Annotated in this window: 15 protein-coding genes; 6 read left to right on the top strand and 9 right to left on the bottom strand. The window is 64.0% G+C overall.

Translation table 11 applies throughout. The annotated features are described in order from the left end of the window. Positions 1-5: 5 nt before the first annotated feature. Positions 6-224: a translation initiation factor IF-1 gene (gene infA / locus DSM107133_RS04150; RefSeq protein WP_005978431.1), complete on the bottom strand. Its 219-nt coding sequence runs from the start codon at positions 222-224 to the stop codon at positions 6-8. A 78-nt stretch (positions 225-302) separates the two neighbouring features. Beyond that, positions 303-1,187, bottom strand: coding sequence for a carbon-nitrogen hydrolase family protein (locus DSM107133_RS04145; protein ID WP_114293536.1), 885 nt, complete (start codon positions 1,185-1,187; stop codon positions 303-305). A gap of 186 nt (positions 1,188-1,373) precedes the next feature. Here DSM107133_RS04145 and DSM107133_RS04140 point away from each other — a divergent pair, with 186 nt between their 5' ends. Further along, the gene (locus DSM107133_RS04140) at positions 1,374-2,339 is read left to right on the top strand and encodes a LysR family transcriptional regulator (RefSeq protein WP_114293583.1); all 966 of its coding nucleotides are present in this window, start codon (positions 1,374-1,376) and stop codon (positions 2,337-2,339) included. A 56-nt stretch (positions 2,340-2,395) separates the two neighbouring features. Beyond that, positions 2,396-3,088, top strand: a complete 693-nt coding sequence (locus DSM107133_RS04135) for an NAD-dependent deacylase (RefSeq protein ID WP_114293535.1) — start codon at positions 2,396-2,398, stop codon at positions 3,086-3,088. Here the strand turns inward: DSM107133_RS04135 and DSM107133_RS04130 are convergent. The 4 genes from DSM107133_RS04130 to meaB form a co-directional block, all read right to left on the bottom strand. Then, entirely contained in the window at positions 3,085-3,606 is a 522-nt protein-coding gene (locus DSM107133_RS04130; RefSeq protein ID WP_114293534.1) for a copper chaperone PCu(A)C, read from the bottom strand. The two genes, DSM107133_RS04135 and DSM107133_RS04130, sit on opposite strands and share 4 nt — an antisense overlap. Positions 3,607-3,649: 43 nt before the next feature. Continuing rightward, entirely contained in the window at positions 3,650-3,997 is a 348-nt protein-coding gene (locus DSM107133_RS04125) for a hypothetical protein (protein WP_114293533.1), read from the bottom strand. Between the two features lie 129 nt (positions 3,998-4,126). Beyond that, a complete protein-coding gene (rpmB, locus tag DSM107133_RS04120; protein ID WP_114293532.1) occupies positions 4,127-4,420 on the bottom strand; it encodes a 50S ribosomal protein L28 in 294 nt (97 codons plus the stop codon). Between the two features lie 156 nt (positions 4,421-4,576). Continuing rightward, on the bottom strand, positions 4,577-5,557 hold the full coding sequence (gene meaB, locus DSM107133_RS04115) for a methylmalonyl Co-A mutase-associated GTPase MeaB (protein ID WP_114293531.1): 981 nt from the start codon (positions 5,555-5,557) through the stop codon (positions 4,577-4,579). 94 nt (positions 5,558-5,651) lie between these two features. Between meaB and hrpB the strand changes: the two genes are divergently transcribed. Next, positions 5,652-8,054, top strand: coding sequence for an ATP-dependent helicase HrpB (gene hrpB / locus DSM107133_RS04110; RefSeq protein ID WP_114293530.1), 2,403 nt, complete (start codon positions 5,652-5,654; stop codon positions 8,052-8,054). Here hrpB and gndA read toward each other — a convergent pair. Further along, positions 8,051-9,466 (bottom strand): NADP-dependent phosphogluconate dehydrogenase, encoded by a 1,416-nt coding sequence (gene gndA, locus DSM107133_RS04105; RefSeq protein ID WP_114293529.1) that lies wholly within the window; start codon positions 9,464-9,466, stop codon positions 8,051-8,053. The genes hrpB and gndA overlap by 4 nt on opposite strands. A 128-nt stretch (positions 9,467-9,594) precedes the next feature. On the opposite strand from gndA, the gene DSM107133_RS04100 reads away from it, so the two are divergent. Further along, positions 9,595-10,425: a glycosyltransferase family 2 protein gene (locus tag DSM107133_RS04100; RefSeq protein ID WP_114293528.1), complete on the top strand. Its 831-nt coding sequence runs from the start codon at positions 9,595-9,597 to the stop codon at positions 10,423-10,425. Between the two features lie 85 nt (positions 10,426-10,510). Here the strand turns inward: DSM107133_RS04100 and argF are convergent, their stop codons facing one another. Together argF and DSM107133_RS04090 are read right to left on the bottom strand one after the other, a co-directional pair. Beyond that, positions 10,511-11,416, bottom strand: coding sequence for an ornithine carbamoyltransferase (gene argF, locus DSM107133_RS04095; RefSeq protein WP_114293527.1), 906 nt, complete (start codon positions 11,414-11,416; stop codon positions 10,511-10,513). Between the two features lie 76 nt (positions 11,417-11,492). Beyond that, complete coding sequence (locus DSM107133_RS04090) at positions 11,493-12,662, bottom strand: aspartate aminotransferase family protein (protein ID WP_114293526.1); 1,170 nt, start codon at positions 12,660-12,662, stop codon at positions 11,493-11,495. Between the two features lie 274 nt (positions 12,663-12,936). Here DSM107133_RS04090 and DSM107133_RS04085 point away from each other — a divergent pair, with 274 nt between their 5' ends. Then, positions 12,937-13,881, top strand: coding sequence for a DMT family transporter (locus DSM107133_RS04085; protein ID WP_114293525.1), 945 nt, complete (start codon positions 12,937-12,939; stop codon positions 13,879-13,881). Between the two features lie 108 nt (positions 13,882-13,989). Beyond that, entirely contained in the window at positions 13,990-14,577 is a 588-nt protein-coding gene (locus DSM107133_RS04080) for a GcrA family cell cycle regulator (RefSeq protein WP_114293524.1), read from the top strand. Positions 14,578-14,591: the final 14 nt, after the last annotated feature.

Raw genomic sequence — 14,591 nt, 5'->3', positions numbered from 1 at the left:
TGGCCTTACTTGAAGCGGTAGTTGATCCGACCCTTGGTCAGATCGTAGGGGGTCATTTCGACCTGTACCTTGTCGCCAGCCAGAACACGGATGCGGTTCTTGCGCATCTTGCCTGCCGTGTGTGCGATGATCTCATGGCCGTTTTCAAGCTCGACCCGGAACGTCGCATTGGGCAGGAGTTCCTTCACAACACCGGGAAATTCGAGCGTATCTTCCTTGGCCATGGTCTCTCCATATGCAGTCCATCCGCTGAAAATGCGGACATGGGGGTAAATGCGCCGATTGAGCCCTGTTTTCAAGGGCTATTCGCGCAATTTACACTCAGGTGCGGCATCGCTGCGCGAATCCTGGCGTGTCCAGTTGCGCCGGTTCAGCACCACACCGTCGGTTCGGGCGTGCGCAATGGCCTGTAAATCGACCTCGGCATAGGTCCATCCGGGCTGGTTGATCGCGCCCACGGCCAGCACGCCGGTGTCGGGAAACCCCGTGTCGGGCGGGCCGTAGATGCCGCCGGCGCCCACGCTGATGTCCACAGCCGGTGACCAGTCCGCAGGACCAACCACCGATGACATGACGGTAACGCACTGCGTTTCCAACGCACGGGCCATCGCGCCGATGCGCACACGCCAGTAGCCCGACAGCGCCTCGGTCACCGAGGGGATCAGGATCAGGTCGGCATCGCTCAAGGCACGGGCCAGCAAGGGAAATTCGCTGTCATAGCAGATCAGGACGCCCATTTTGCCCAAGGCCGTGTCGAACAGTTGCAACGCGTTGCCCGGCACAACGTCCCACACCTCTTCCTCGAACCGCGTCATGATCTGCTTGTCCTGCACACCCACCTGCCCCGTCGGTGCAAACAGGCGCGCGCGGTTCACCGGGCGCTGGCCGTCGGCGGGCACATAGGGGGCCGAGGCCGCAAGGATATGCACGCCGAAATCTGCCGCCAGCTTCACATGCAGCGCATCGGCTTGGGGCAAGCGTTCAGACACCGCGTGCAGCGATGCCTCCAGATTGCCCGCAACCTCCAAACCGGCCAAAGTCGCCAGCTCCATCGCGCCGTATTCGGGAAACACCAGCAGATCGGCCCCCTGCCCTGCGGCCTCGGACACCCATCGGGTCAGCTTGGCCTCGTAATCGGCCCAGGTCTGGAACACGTCCAGCGGATAGGATGCGGTTGCGATCTTCATAGGGTGCTCCGTGGGCTGTGTGGACAGGTTTCAGCCGAAGTGTCGCGCGATTTAAAGGGCGCTGCAAGGCGATGCAAAAACAGGCCTTACATCACGAAATCCAAAGATATGAATTGTAAAAGTTCTATGAACGCTTGACCTGTGCGCTGTGAAGTTTCACAAAACCGAAAACCGGAGACAATGGCGATGATCAGCAAAGGTGTCACCCTGCGCGGGCTGGAAGTGTTCGAGGCGCTGGCATCAACGGGATCGGTGGCACAGGCCGCCGCGGTCACCGGCCTGAGCCAGCCCGCGGTCAGCCAGCAGTTGCGCAATCTGGAAACGGCGCTGGCGACCGATCTGATCGACCACGGCAAGCGTCCCATGCGCCTGACCCCCGCAGGCCACAGTTTCTTGGGCCGCGCCGAGGCAGCACTGGCGCAGTTGCGGCTGGCACAAAGTGAGCTGGCGGTGATGGATCTTGCGCATCTCAGCGCGCTGAGCATCGGGCTGATCGACGATTTCGACAATGACCTGACCCCGCGTCTGGTAACGATTCTGGCCGACAGCCTGACCCATTGCAAATTCAAGCTGATCACCGCCCCCAGCCACAAGATTTTGGAAGATATCGCGGACAAAAAGCTGCATCTGGCCATTGCCGCCAGCGCGGGCACGGTGATTGACGGCGTACTGGAATATCCGCTGGCGCGCGATCCGTTCATTCTGGTCGCGCCCAAGGGCACGGTTAAGGGCAGCGACGACGTGATGGCGCAATTGGGCACCCTGCCGTTCCTGCGCTACGAGAAGAACCAGATGATCGGACGGCTGATCGAGGCGCATCTGGCGCGGCAAAAGCTGGACCTGCCCGAGCGATTCGAAATCGGCAGTCATCTGGCGCTGATGGCGATGGTGGCACGGCGCATCGGCTGGGCGGTGACGACGCCACTGGGCTATATGCGTGCGGTGCGCTTTCACGACGAGGTCGACGCCTTTACCCTTCCGTTCACCCCCTTTGCGCGGACCATTTCACTGTTTGCCGGCACCGACTGGGTGGGCGAAGTACCCGCCAGCGTGGCGCAGACCATGCGACGGTTGATTGATGCGCATATGATCACGCCCGCGCTGGCGCAGCTGCCGTGGCTGGCGGGCGATTTGCGGGTGCTGGACGGTTGACCGGCGCGGCCTTGCCATTCCAGACTGCGCCGACCCCAAGACGAAAGGTGCCCGCCATGCCGAAAATCGTGATCCTGACAGGTGCCGGCATATCTGCCGAAAGCGGATTGGGCACCTTCCGCGACGAAGGCGGCCTGTGGGCGCAGCACCGCATCGAGGATGTCGCCACCCCGGAAGGATTCGCGCGCAACCCGCAACTGGTTGTCGATTTCTACAACGCCCGCCGCGCACAGGCGGCCGAGGCCACCCCCAATGCCGCCCATATGGCGCTGGCACAGCTTGAGACGGCGATGCCCGGCGATGTGTTGATCGTCACGCAGAACGTCGACGGGCTGCACGAAAAAGCGGGCTCGTCCAATGTGTTACACATGCACGGGCAACTTGATTCGGCGCTCTGCGCCGCTTGCGACCATCGGTGGCAGGCATCGCTGAAAATGACCGCAGGCCAGACATGCCCCGCCTGCACCCAACCCACGGCCCGCCCCGACATCGTCTGGTTCGGTGAAATTCCGTATTACATGGAAGAAATCGAAATGCGCCTGAGCGAGGCCGACATTTTCGCCGCCATCGGCACCAGCGGCAATGTCTACCCCGCCGCAGGTTTTGTGCAGGCTGCGGCGGCATACGGCGCGCTGACGGTCGAGTTGAACCTCGAGCCGTCCCTGGTGGTCTCTCAGTTCGACGAAACCCACTTCGGCCCCGCCAGCGAGACGGTGCCGAAATGGGTCGAGGGCCTGCTGAACGCCTAGTCTGTCTTTTCCGTGCCGTGATCCATTTGGGAATGGTCCATTTGCGAATGGTCCATCGCACCGTGACCCGCCCCTTCGGCTTTGCGTTCGTTGTCAACGGGTATGGTCACCTCGACCTCGCCCGCCTTTTCGAACACCAGCGTGACCTTGACTTCGTCACCCTGCACCAGTGGCCGGTTCAGCCCCATCAGCATCACATGATCCCCGCCACGCGCCAACGCATGTGTGTGTCCGGCAGCGACGGGAATGCCGTCTTCGATCTGCGTCATCGACATGACGCCGCCGCCTTGATCGACATGTGTGTGCAGCTCGACCTTTTTGGCGATGTCGCTGCGCACGTCGATCAAACGGTCGTCGCTGTCGCCGTGGTTCATCAGCGTCATGAACGCCGCAGCCGTCGGCGCATTGGGACGCGAGGTGCGCACATAGGGATCCTGCACCATAATGCCGTCGGCAAAGGCAGCTGTGGACAACAAGGCGGTGACCGCAGCAGTAACTAGGTATTTCGTCAGAGACATGTGGATATGTCCTTTGTTTTGATCAGTGAAAGATAAAAGGGTTTCACAGCAAAACAGGCGGCGCGCGCGACAGATAGGCGGGCGCAGACGCCAAGCGCGTCACAGACACATGGCCCACGGCATATTCGGCGCGCCGGATCTCCACGGCACGCGCGGGCATCCAAACAACCACATCATGCCCCAGCAGCGTCAGCGCGGCATCGGGACAAATGTGTGGCGCGCCAACAGGTTGGCCATCGGCATCAATGTTCACGGTGACGGACCCGGTGCCGATACACAGCACCATCTGCCCCGCAACCGGCGCCGCGCCACGCGCCAGCGCAAAGGCTTGCGCGGTGACAACCAGCGTCAGCATCGCAAGAACAAGGGTGATTTGGCGCAGCACGATCATGGGCGCAGCTTTAAAGCCCGCCCGATCCGCGCGCAACCATCCCGCCCTGCGCCAAAACGCCCTGCACCGCAAACGAAACGACCCCGCCTGCGGATGCAGACGGGGCCAAATTCGTGAACCTCAAAGGCTTCAGGCGGCGTTGGCGGCCAGAGCTTTTGCGATTTCTTTTTTCACTTTCAGCGCGTTGGCCGACAGTTCGTCGTCTTTCGACTTGGCGAAAAACGCGTCCAGACCACCACGGTGGTCAACGGTGCGCAGTGCCGCAGCCGAGATTTTGAATTTGATCGCGCGGCCCAACACTTCGGACTGCAGCGAGACATCGTTCAGGTTCGGCAGAAACCGACGACGTGTTTTGTTGTTGGCGTGGCTGACATTGTTGCCAGACATGGGGCCTTTTCCGGTCAGTTCGCAACGACGCGACATGGGATTATCCTTTTGTTCTGGTCGCTGTCAGGGCGGTCCCCGAAACGACAACAAGCGCCGCTCGCAGCTGCGCCCCTAATTTCGTCTGGTGGCAATAGGGGGAATCGCATCAAGGGTCAAGCGTGATTGCGCAGGTTTCACTGCCTTATTGCGCGATCAGCTGCGTGTGTGGCCCAAGCTGGCCAGCATCTGCCGTGCCGCCAGCGCCGGATCGGTGCGCCCCTGCGCCACCTCGGCCCCCAGCCGCGCCATATCGGCACGCGCCTGCGCCCCGTCCAGCTGCGCCAGCAGGGCCGCGCGCACATCCTGCTCGAACCAGTATTGCGCCTGTTCCGCACGGGTCCTGTCGAAAAACCCGTTCTCGCGCCGCCAGCCTGCCAGCTCCTGCATCGTCTCCCACGCCGCGCTCAGGCCGGTGTCTTCCAGTGCCGAAACCATCATCGCCTTGGGAAAGCCCGCCGGGTCCTGGGGACGTTTGCGCAACAGCCGCAGCGCCCCGGCATAATCGGCACAGGTGCGTGTGGCGGTCGCTTTCAGGTCGCCATCTGCCTTGTTCACCAGAATCACGTCGGCCATTTCCATGATGCCGCGTTTGACACCCTGCAGCTCGTCACCACCCGCCGGCGCCAGCAGCAGCAGGAACAGATCGGCCATCTGCGCCACCACGGTTTCCGACTGGCCCACGCCCACGGTTTCGATCAACACCACGTCAAAGCCTGCCGCCTCGCACAGGGCAACAGCTTCACGGGTGCGCCGCGCGACGCCGCCCAGATGGGTCTGGCTGGGGCTGGGACGAATAAACGCCTTGGGTTCACGCGCCAGCCGGTCCATCCGCGTCTTGTCCCCCAGGATCGAGCCGCCCGAGCGCGCCGAGGACGGATCGACAGCCAGCACCGCCACGCGCAGCCCCTGCCCTGTCAGCATCATCCCGAAGCTTTCGATAAAGGTGCTTTTTCCCACGCCCGGCGTGCCCGACAAACCGATGCGCAAGGCTTGGCGTTCTCGCGGCAAGGCGCCCAGAAGTTCCGCCGCCTGCGCACGGTGATCGGCCCGCCCGCTTTCCACCAGCGTAATCGCGCGGGCCAGCGCGCGGCGGTCGCCCGATGTGATGCGTTGGGCGGTGTCGGTGATGTCCATCTGCGTGCCTTTCGTGCTTGGCCCCGTTTTTCCGGTCTATACGCCGATTTGTCCAGCCTTGGCCTTGGCCTCGGTTTCGCAGATAAGCACAGACATGACAGTTGCCCTGCCCATTGATGACGTGCTGGACGCGGTTTGCACACAGCTTGCCGCGCACAAACGGCTGGTCCTGCAAGCGCCCCCCGGTGCGGGCAAGACCACGCGCGTGCCGCTGGCGCTGATGGAGGCGGGTTTCACGGGGCGCATCGTGATGCTTGAGCCGCGCCGGCTGGCCGCGCGCACCGCCGCCGAGCGTATGGCCGAAACACTGGGCGAGCCTGTGGGCGAAACCGTCGGCTACCGCGTGCGCGGCGAGGCGAAAGTGGGCAAATCCACCCGCATCGAGGTTGTGACCGAAGGCATCCTGACCCGCATGATCCAGTCCGATCCCGACCTGCCCGGCGTCGGCGTGGTGATCTTTGACGAATTTCACGAACGCAGCCTGAATGCCGATCTGGGGCTGGCGCTGTGTCTTGAGGTGGCCGAGGCCTTGCGCGACGACCTGCATCTGGTGGTGATGTCCGCCACGCTGGATGCCGCCCCCGTGGCCGAGATGCTGAATGCGCCGCTGGTCACATCCGAGGGCCGTGCATATGAGGTGACACCCCACTGGTTGGACCGCCCCCGCGGTCAGGCGCGGCTGGAAGGGGCGGTTGCCGATCTGATCCGCGACGCCCTGCGTGCGCAAACCGGCAGCGCGCTGGTCTTCCTGCCGGGTGAGGGCGAGATCCGGCGCGTTCAGGGGCTTCTGGACGGCAGCTTTGGCAGTGACGTGGCGGTGCATCCGCTGTTCGGGGCCATGGACTTTGCCGCCCAGCGCGCCGCGATTGCGCCTGCGAAAACGGGGCGCAAGGTGGTGCTGGCCACGGCCATTGCCGAAACATCACTGACCCTGCCCGACATCCGCATCGTGGTGGACGCCGGATTGGCGCGGCGCGCGCGCTTCGATCCCTCCAGCGGCATGTCGCGGTTGGTGACCGAGCGCGTCACCCGCGCCGAGGCCACCCAGCGGGCCGGCCGTGCGGGGCGTGTGGCGGCGGGACATTGCTACAAACTGTGGACGCGTGGAGAGGACGGGGCGCTGGCCGCTTTCCCCCCCGCCGAGATCGAGGCGGGGGACCTGACCGGCATGGCGCTGGAACTGGCGCTGTGGGGGGCCACGCCGGAGGAGCTGAGCTTTGTCACGCCGCCGCATCCGGGCCGCTACGGCGAAGCGGTCGAGGTGTTGCGGATGCTGGAGGCCTTGGACGCCGCGGGCCGCATCACGGCCCATGGCCGCGCGCTGTCGGGGCTGCCACTGCACCCGCGTCTGGCGCATATGCTGGTGCGCGGCGGTGCGGGTGCTGCGGAACTGGCGGCCCTGCTGGCCGAACGCGACATCCTGCGCGGCATGGGCAGCGACCTGCGGTTGCGGATGCAGGCCCTGCGCAGCCCCGACCGGTTCGGCAACGCGGTGCAGCGCGGCGCGCTGGCAAGGGTGCGGCAAGAGGCGAAACGCCTGAAATCCCGCACCTCGGGCAATGCGCAGTCGATGGGGGCGATGGCGGCGCTGGCCTACCCTGATCGCATCGGTCTGCGCCGCAAGGGCGATGCGCCGCGCTTTGTCCTGTCAGGTGGCAAGGGCGCGGTCCTGCCCGATGGCGACGCGCTGGCTGGCGCGCGGCTGATCGTGGCGACCGATCTGGACGGCGACCCGCGCGAGGCGAAGATCCGGCAGGCGATCGAGATCAGCGACGCCGACCTGCGCGCCACCTTTGGCGATGCGATTGCATGGCATGACGTCTGCCTGTGGTCCAAACGCGAGGGCCGCGTACTGGCGCGCCAGCAGGAACGGCTGGGCGCGCTGGTGCTGGAGGACCGCGCGTGGCGGGATGCGCCGCCCGAGGATATCGCCGTGGCGATGCTGGATGGCATACGGCAACTGGGCCTGCTGCCCTCGGCCAAGGCGGCACGGTTTCTGGCACGGGCGCGGCTGGTGGATGCGGATAACTGGTCTGATGATCACCTCATCACAACACTTAAGGACTGGCTGCTGCCGCATCTTGGCGGCGTGCGGACCGCTGCCGACTGGAAGGCCTTTGATCTGACCCCTGCGTTGAAGGCGCGGCTGGGCTGGGACGAGGCGCAGGCGCTGGACCGCGCGGCCCCCTCGCATTTCACCACACCGCTGGGACGGAATGTGCCGATCGACTACAGCGGCGACGCGCCGGAAATCGCGGTGCGCTTGCAAGAGATGTTCGGCGTCACCCGTCACCCGACCGTGGCGGGCAAGCCGCTGAAGGTCACACTGCTGTCGCCCGCGCACCGGCCCATCCAGATCACCATGGACCTGCCGGGGTTCTGGGCCAGTTCCTATGCCGATGTGCGCAAGGACATGCGCGGACAATACCCCAAGCATCCCTGGCCGGAAGATCCGACGCAGGAAGACCCGACGCTACGCGTCAAACGTCGCCTCTAACGCAACCACTCCCCGTGGTGCGCGCCGTCCTGATCCATCCGCTCGAACCCGTGCGCGCCGAAGTAATCGCGCTGTGCCTGGATCATGTTCGCAGTGCCACGGCCCAAGGCCATCGTGTCATGCCACGCCAGCGCCGCTGACAGTGCCGGCACCGGCTGTCCGCTGAGTGCCGCCGCCGCAACCACACGCCGCAGCCCCGGCAGGGCCGCCGTCAGACGGGTGCGCATCGCGGGGGCAAGGATCAGGTGGCCGTGCGGCAATCCGGCGCGCACTGCGCCCGCAAATTCGTCCAGCAGCGCCGAGCGGATGATGCAGCCCGCCCGCCAGATTTCGGCAATGCGGGCAAGGTCCAGATCCCAGTTGAACTCTTCCGAGGCCGCAGACAAAACGCGGAAGCCCTGCGCATGGCCAAGGATGCGTGCGGCCAGCAGGGCGTTTTCCAAATCATCCATTTCAGGCAAGTCGGCAGCCTGTGTTGCAGGGTCCAGAAGGTCCTGCGCCGCGCGACGCACATCGCCCTCGGACGACCAGCCGCGTGCCCCCACCGCGGCCTCGATGGTCGAGGCGCTTTGACCCATTTTCAAGGCTTCGATCAGGGTCCAGCGGCCTGTGCCCTTTTGCCCCGCCTGATCGCGGATCACGTCCACGATGGGTTGGCCCGTGGCCGCATCGGACGAGGCCAGCGCCTTGGCCGTAATGTCAATCAGATAGGACGCCAGCGGCCCGTCGCGCCAGCCGTCAAAGACCTGACCGATCTGGCCCGCGTCCATCCCCGCCTGATCGCGCATCAGGCCGTAAACCTCGGCGATCATCTGCATATCGGCGTATTCGATGCCATTGTGCACCGTCTTGACGAAATGGCCCGCACCATCGGGGCCAAGGTGGGCTACGCAAGGGTCACCGTGGAACTTGGCGGCAATCGCCTGTGCCATCGGTTTGAGCTGCGCCCAGGAATGATCCGAACCCCCAACCATCATAGACGGACCGTGGCGTGCGCCTTCTTCCCCGCCCGACACGCCCATGCCGACAAAGTGGATGCCCGTGCCGTCCAATGCGGCACTGCGCCGCCGGGTGTCGTTGAAATCGGCGTTGCCACCGTCGATGATCGTGTCGCCCTCGGACAGGTGCGGCGTGATCGCTTCGATCATCATATCCATCGGCCTGGTCGAAGGGATCATGAACAGGATGGTGCGCGGAGCGGCGATGGCGGCGACGAAATCGGCCAGATCGGCGTGGCCGGTGACGGTGCCAGCCAGACCTGCGGCCTCGGGAAGAAAGGTTTCGATCCAGTCAGCCTCGCGGTTTGACACCGCCACATCAAAACCGTGATCCGCCAAATTCAGAGCCAGGGCGCTGCCCATTGTGCCCAGACCGTAAACCCCGATCTGCGCCCGCCTGTCCTGTTGCGCCATATGCCCTGCCTGATGTTATTGAACCTGCCCCGAAACATACCTGCCCGCAGCGTGGGGGCAAGCCATGGCGCCGTGTTTTCGACATGTTCCGGCTTGTTCCGCAGACGCGACGCGGGCTAGATGCCTGCATGAAGATATGTGCAATCACCATGGTTTACCGCGATTACTGGGCGCTGGCGCAGTGGTATCGCCACTATGGCGCGCTGTTGGGGGCTGAACATCTGGTGGTTGTCGCCCATGGGCCCGACCCCAAAATCGCGCAGATCTGCCCTAAGGCCAGCATCCTGACCGTGCCGCGCGACGACCTGTCCGGCTTTGACGGGGTGCGCGGGCGGATGCTGAACGGCATTCAGGCGGGTCTGGCCGAGGTATATGACTGGGTGATCCGCACCGACGCCGACGAATTGATCTGCCTTGATCCGGCCCAACACGCCGGTCTGGAGACCGTGTTTGCAGGCCTGAGCGGACAGGCGTTGTTTGCACTGGGGCTGGAGTTGGTGCAGACCGATGACGGCACCTTTGGCGTGTTTTCAGGACATTACAGCAAAGCATGGGCCGTGCGCGGCGGGGTGGCGATGAAACGTCACGGGGTGCAGGTACGGCCCCGACGTGTGGCGCAGTTCGACTATGTGTTGCCCGACGGGGTGTTTCTGGCCCATCTGAAATTCGCGAACCGCGCGGCACTGTCCGAGGCGAATGTGCACCGCGCCGCGGTGGCAACGGGCCCCGGCAAGGGGCTGCCGGGCAAGGCCTGGGAAGACCCGGCCCATGAAGCGCGCAAGGTGCAGACACAGGTGACGCGCATGGAGGCGGTTGACTGGCAACAGGGCGTGCGTATGGCGCGCACCGAGCTGGCGGCAGGGCCGACGGTGGATGCCAGGATCGGACTGGTGCGGTCGCGCTCGTTCAAGCTGGACAGCAAGTGTGCGCTGCCCGACTGGTTTCCCGATCTGGGCTGAGGGTCTTAGGGGCTTTGCCCCCGACGCTGCGCGTCTCCCCCAGGATATTTCGGGCCAAAAGAAGGCTGTCCCGGGGGAGATTACATTATTTTCCGAGGCACCAGCGCATGACGGCCTTTTGGGCGTGCAGGCGGTTTTCGGCCTCATCAAAAATCACCGAGTTGGGGCCGTCCATGACTTCGGAGGTGGCCTCGTCATCGCGGTGGGCCGGCAGGCAGTGCATGAACAGAGCGTCGGGCTTGGCCTTGGACATCAGTGCGTTGTTCACCTGATAGCCGCGCAGCTGGTTGTGTCGGCGCTCGCGGGCCGATTGCGGATCGTGCATCGACACCCAGGTATCGGTGACCACCAGATCGGCCCCCTGCACCGCTTTGTTGGGGTCGCGCTCGGTGGTGTAGAGACCGTTCAGCGCCGCCTCGGGTTGCAGGGTTTCGGGGCCGGTGAAGACCAGGTCGAAATCAAACTGCTTGGCCGCGTGGGCGAAGGAGGCAAAGACGTTGTTGCCGTCGCCGGACCACACAACCTTGCGGCCCTTGATCGGGCCTGCGTGTTCTTCAAAGGTCATGATGTCGGCCATGATCTGGCAGGGGTGCGTGCGGTTGGTCAGCCCGTTGATCACCGGCACCGTGGCATATTCGGCCATTTCCAGAAGGGTTGCCTCTTCAAAGGTGCGGATCATGATCAGGTCGACATAGCGAGACAGCACGCGGGCGGTGTCGGCGATGGTTTCGCCGTGGCCCAGTTGCATGTCGGCCCCCGACAGTACCATGGTTTGCCCGCCCATCTGGCGCACGCCCACGTCAAAGCTGACGCGGGTGCGGGTGGATGGTTTTTCAAAGATCAGCGCGACCATGTGGCCCGCAAGGGGCTGGTCATCGTCGGGCGTGCCCTTGGGGCGGCCTGCACGGGCGTCCTTGATGGCGCGGCCGGTGTCGATGATGCTGCGCAATTCGGCGGGGTCGGTGGTGTGGATATCAAGAAAGTGTTTCATAAGTCATTTTCTGTATTGGCCGGCGACGGGGGCACTGCCCCCGGACCCCCGGGATATTTAGAGCCAAAAGAGCCCGTCAGGACAGGCTGGCGGCTGCGGCATCGAGACGGGTGACCGCCTCGGCAATGTCCTCGTCGGTGAGGTTGAGCGGGGGCAACAGGCGGATCACATTGTCGGCGGCGGGCACTGTGATCACGTGGTTTTTGTAGCCAGCGGCGACAACATCGGTGTTGGCGGCCTTGCACTTGAGGCCCAGCATCATGCCTGATCCGCGTACGCTTTCGAACACGTCCGGGTGGCTGGCAATCAGCCCTTCCAGCTTTTGGCGCAACAGGCCTGCCTTGCGGTTGACCTCGGCCAGGAAAGTGGGGTCGGACACGATATCCATCACGGCGCAGCCCACGGCACAGCCCAGAGGGTTGCCGCCATAGGTCGAACCGTGTGTGCCTGCGGTCATGCCGGATGCGGCGTCTTCGGTGGCCAGCACCGCGCCCAGGGGGAAGCCGCCGCCGATGCCCTTGGCGACCATCATGATGTCAGGCGTGATGCCCGCCCATTCATGGGCGAACAGCTTGCCGGTGCGGCCGACGCCGCATTGCACTTCGTCCAGGATCAGCAGGATGCCGTGTGCGTCACACAGATCACGCAGAGCCTTGAGGTCCTGATCGGGAAGCGGGCGAATGCCGCCCTCGCCCTGTACAGGTTCGATCAGGATCGCGGCGGTCTGGTCGGTGATGGCCGCCGCCACGGCGTCAATATCGCCCCAGTCAAGGTGGACAAACCCGCCAAGGATCGGGCCGAAGCCTTTGACCATCTTTTCGGAGCCTGCAGCGGCGATGCCGGCCGCGGACCGGCCATGGAAAGAGCCGGAGAAGGTGATGATCTCGACCCGCTCTGGCTGGCCTTTGTCATACCAGTACTTGCGCGCCATCTTGACGGCCAGTTCGCAAGCCTCGGTGCCCGAGTTGGTGAAGAACACCGTATCGGCAAAGGTGGCATCGACCAGCTTGTCGGCCAGCGCCTGCTGTTGCGGAATCTGGTAGAGGTTCGAGGTGTGCCACAGCGCCTGTGCCTGATCGCTCAGCGCCTTGACCAGTGCCGGATTGGCGTGGCCCAGCACGTTCACGGCAATGCCCGCCCCAAGGTCGAGGTATCGCGACCCGTCAGCCTCGATCAGCCAGGCGCCTTCGCCTTTGACAAAGCTCAGCGGAGCGCGGGAATAGGTCGGCAGAACGGAGGGGATCATGGTGATCGTCCTTTGATACGGGCGGTGCGAAGCACTTTGGTGCATGACGCAAGCCGCAGGGTCAACAGATTTGAAGGATTGAGGTGCCGTTTGGCAATGGACAAGCGGGAAAAACCCGCGACACGAGGGACGTTACGCGGTGCGTCGTCGGATTGAATTGATATGTGCCGTTGCTGTCATGGGGCGGTGTTTAGCGCAGGTCTTTTGCGAAAGAAAGAGATTTTAGCGGATGCAGACACTTGTCTTGCCCAAGCCACTGCCGCATTGATCTGCCATGTTCTCACCCCGCGCCCAGAATCCTGCCCTTGCGGCCACGTTGATCTGCACGGCCTGTGCGTTCATCGCGGCAACCATGCTGATTGCCAAGGCGCTGGGATCGGACCAGTTCGGCCCGGCGCTGCACCCGCTACAGATCAGCAACGGGCGCTTTGTGTTTGCCTTTCCTGGCCTGTCACTTGCAGCGGCGGTGGTGCGGCCCAAGGTCACGCGCCCGCATATGCGCTGGCACCTGGCGCGCACCTCGGCGGGTTGGGCCGGGGTGACGCTGATGTTTGCCTCGGTTGCCTATATTCCGCTGGCCGATGCCACGGCGATCACATTTCTCAATCCGGTCTTCGGCATGGTGCTGGCGATTCCGCTGCTGGGTGAACAGGTCGGGCGCATTCGCTGGACAGCGGCGGCCATTGCGCTGGCGGGGGCGATGGTGCTGTTGCGCCCGACGCCGGACAGTTTCCAGCCTGCGGCCCTGCTGGCGCTGGGGGCTGCCGCCATCATGGGGCTGGAGCTGATCTTCATCAAACGCCTGTCAGGGCGCGAGGGGGCATTCCAGATTCTGTTGATAAACAATGCCCTTGGCGTGGCAATCTCGACGCTGGCGGTGATCGCATTCTGGCAGCCGCCCACATTGGCGCAATGGGGATTGATGGGGGCGCTGGGGCTATTGATGGCCTGTGCACAGACCTGTTTTGTAAATGCGATGGCGCGCGCCGATGCCAGCTTTGTTGCGCCGTTCAGCTATTTGACGCTGATCTTTGCCGCATTTTACGACGTGATCTTTTACGATGTGATCCCTGACGGGGTGACAATTGCCGGCGCCTGTATCATCGTTGCGGGCGCTTTGCTGCTGGCCCTGCGCGAGGCGTGGTTGCGGCGCAAAGGCCGACCTGTTGCAGTTTCCGGCACCGGATCAACACCGGTGCCTGCGCCAGATCGGCGGTAAGTGGGTTCTTGCCTTGTAACTCCATGCTGAGTGATTAGAATAGGGGCCTGATTTTGATATTGGAGCGGCCATCAGAGATGCGCCGCTTTTTAGCTAGGAAAAGCCTGCATGTCCTGGACAGACGACCGTGTTGAACTTCTGAAAAAGATGTGGGGCGAGGGCCAGTCGGCCAGCCAGATCGCCAAGGAGCTTGGTGGCGTGACCCGCAACGCCGTGATCGGAAAGGTCCACCGTCTGGGCCTGTCGAACCGCGCAGGCTCGGGTGCGGCCGCGGCCAAGCCCGAACCCAAGGCCAAGCCCGCGACCCCCAAGGCCGAGGTCAAGCCCAAGGCAGAGGCCAAGCCAAAGGTCGAAGCCAAGCCCCAGCCCAAAGAAGAGCCGGTGCCGGAAACCCGCGTTGCGGTGATGCCTGCGCGCGCCAAGATCATTCCCGCCGGTCAGCCGCTGCCACCGCAGCCCTCGGCCAACGAGATCAGCCCCGAGGCCTTGGCCAAGGTCAGCGAAATCGAGAAAAAGGCCAAGCGCCTGAGCCTGATGGAACTGACCGAGCGCACCTGCAAATGGCCGGTGGGAGATCCTGCGACCGAAGATTTCTGGTTCTGCGGCCTGCCGGTGCAAGCGGGCAAACCCTATTGCGAGGCGCATGTGGGCGTGGCGTTCCAGCCAATGTCGTCACGGCGCGACCGCCGCCGCTGAGGCGCGACAGATTG

Source organism: Pseudosulfitobacter sp. DSM 107133 (genome assembly GCF_022788695.1).
Taxonomy (GTDB): domain Bacteria; phylum Pseudomonadota; class Alphaproteobacteria; order Rhodobacterales; family Rhodobacteraceae; genus Pseudosulfitobacter.
The sequence above is the reverse complement of the archived record's forward strand: the minus strand, read 5'-3'. Positions and strand labels throughout refer to the sequence as shown.

What these genes read in the sequence shown, in the direction of transcription:
- DSM107133_RS04085 (WP_114293525.1), top strand. Translation starts at nt 12,937, where the DNA reads ATGTTCTCACCCCGCGCCCAGAATCCTGCCCTTGCGGCCACGTTGATC.
- DSM107133_RS04140 (WP_114293583.1), top strand. Translation starts at nt 1,374, where the DNA reads ATGATCAGCAAAGGTGTCACCCTGCGCGGGCTGGAAGTGTTCGAGGCG.
- DSM107133_RS04135 (WP_114293535.1), top strand. Translation starts at nt 2,396, where the DNA reads ATGCCGAAAATCGTGATCCTGACAGGTGCCGGCATATCTGCCGAAAGC.
- infA (WP_005978431.1), bottom strand. Translation starts at nt 224, where the DNA reads ATGGCCAAGGAAGATACGCTCGAATTTCCCGGTGTTGTGAAGGAACTC.
- hrpB (WP_114293530.1), top strand. Translation starts at nt 5,652, where the DNA reads ATGACAGTTGCCCTGCCCATTGATGACGTGCTGGACGCGGTTTGCACA.
- DSM107133_RS04145 (WP_114293536.1), bottom strand. Translation starts at nt 1,187, where the DNA reads ATGAAGATCGCAACCGCATCCTATCCGCTGGACGTGTTCCAGACCTGG.
- DSM107133_RS04125 (WP_114293533.1), bottom strand. Translation starts at nt 3,997, where the DNA reads ATGATCGTGCTGCGCCAAATCACCCTTGTTCTTGCGATGCTGACGCTG.
- argF (WP_114293527.1), bottom strand. Translation starts at nt 11,416, where the DNA reads ATGAAACACTTTCTTGATATCCACACCACCGACCCCGCCGAATTGCGC.
- DSM107133_RS04100 (WP_114293528.1), top strand. Translation starts at nt 9,595, where the DNA reads ATGAAGATATGTGCAATCACCATGGTTTACCGCGATTACTGGGCGCTG.
- gndA (WP_114293529.1), bottom strand. Translation starts at nt 9,466, where the DNA reads ATGGCGCAACAGGACAGGCGGGCGCAGATCGGGGTTTACGGTCTGGGC.
- meaB (WP_114293531.1), bottom strand. Translation starts at nt 5,557, where the DNA reads ATGGACATCACCGACACCGCCCAACGCATCACATCGGGCGACCGCCGC.
- DSM107133_RS04090 (WP_114293526.1), bottom strand. Translation starts at nt 12,662, where the DNA reads ATGATCCCCTCCGTTCTGCCGACCTATTCCCGCGCTCCGCTGAGCTTT.
- DSM107133_RS04130 (WP_114293534.1), bottom strand. Translation starts at nt 3,606, where the DNA reads ATGTCTCTGACGAAATACCTAGTTACTGCTGCGGTCACCGCCTTGTTG.
- rpmB (WP_114293532.1), bottom strand. Translation starts at nt 4,420, where the DNA reads ATGTCGCGTCGTTGCGAACTGACCGGAAAAGGCCCCATGTCTGGCAAC.
- DSM107133_RS04080 (WP_114293524.1), top strand. Translation starts at nt 13,990, where the DNA reads ATGTCCTGGACAGACGACCGTGTTGAACTTCTGAAAAAGATGTGGGGC.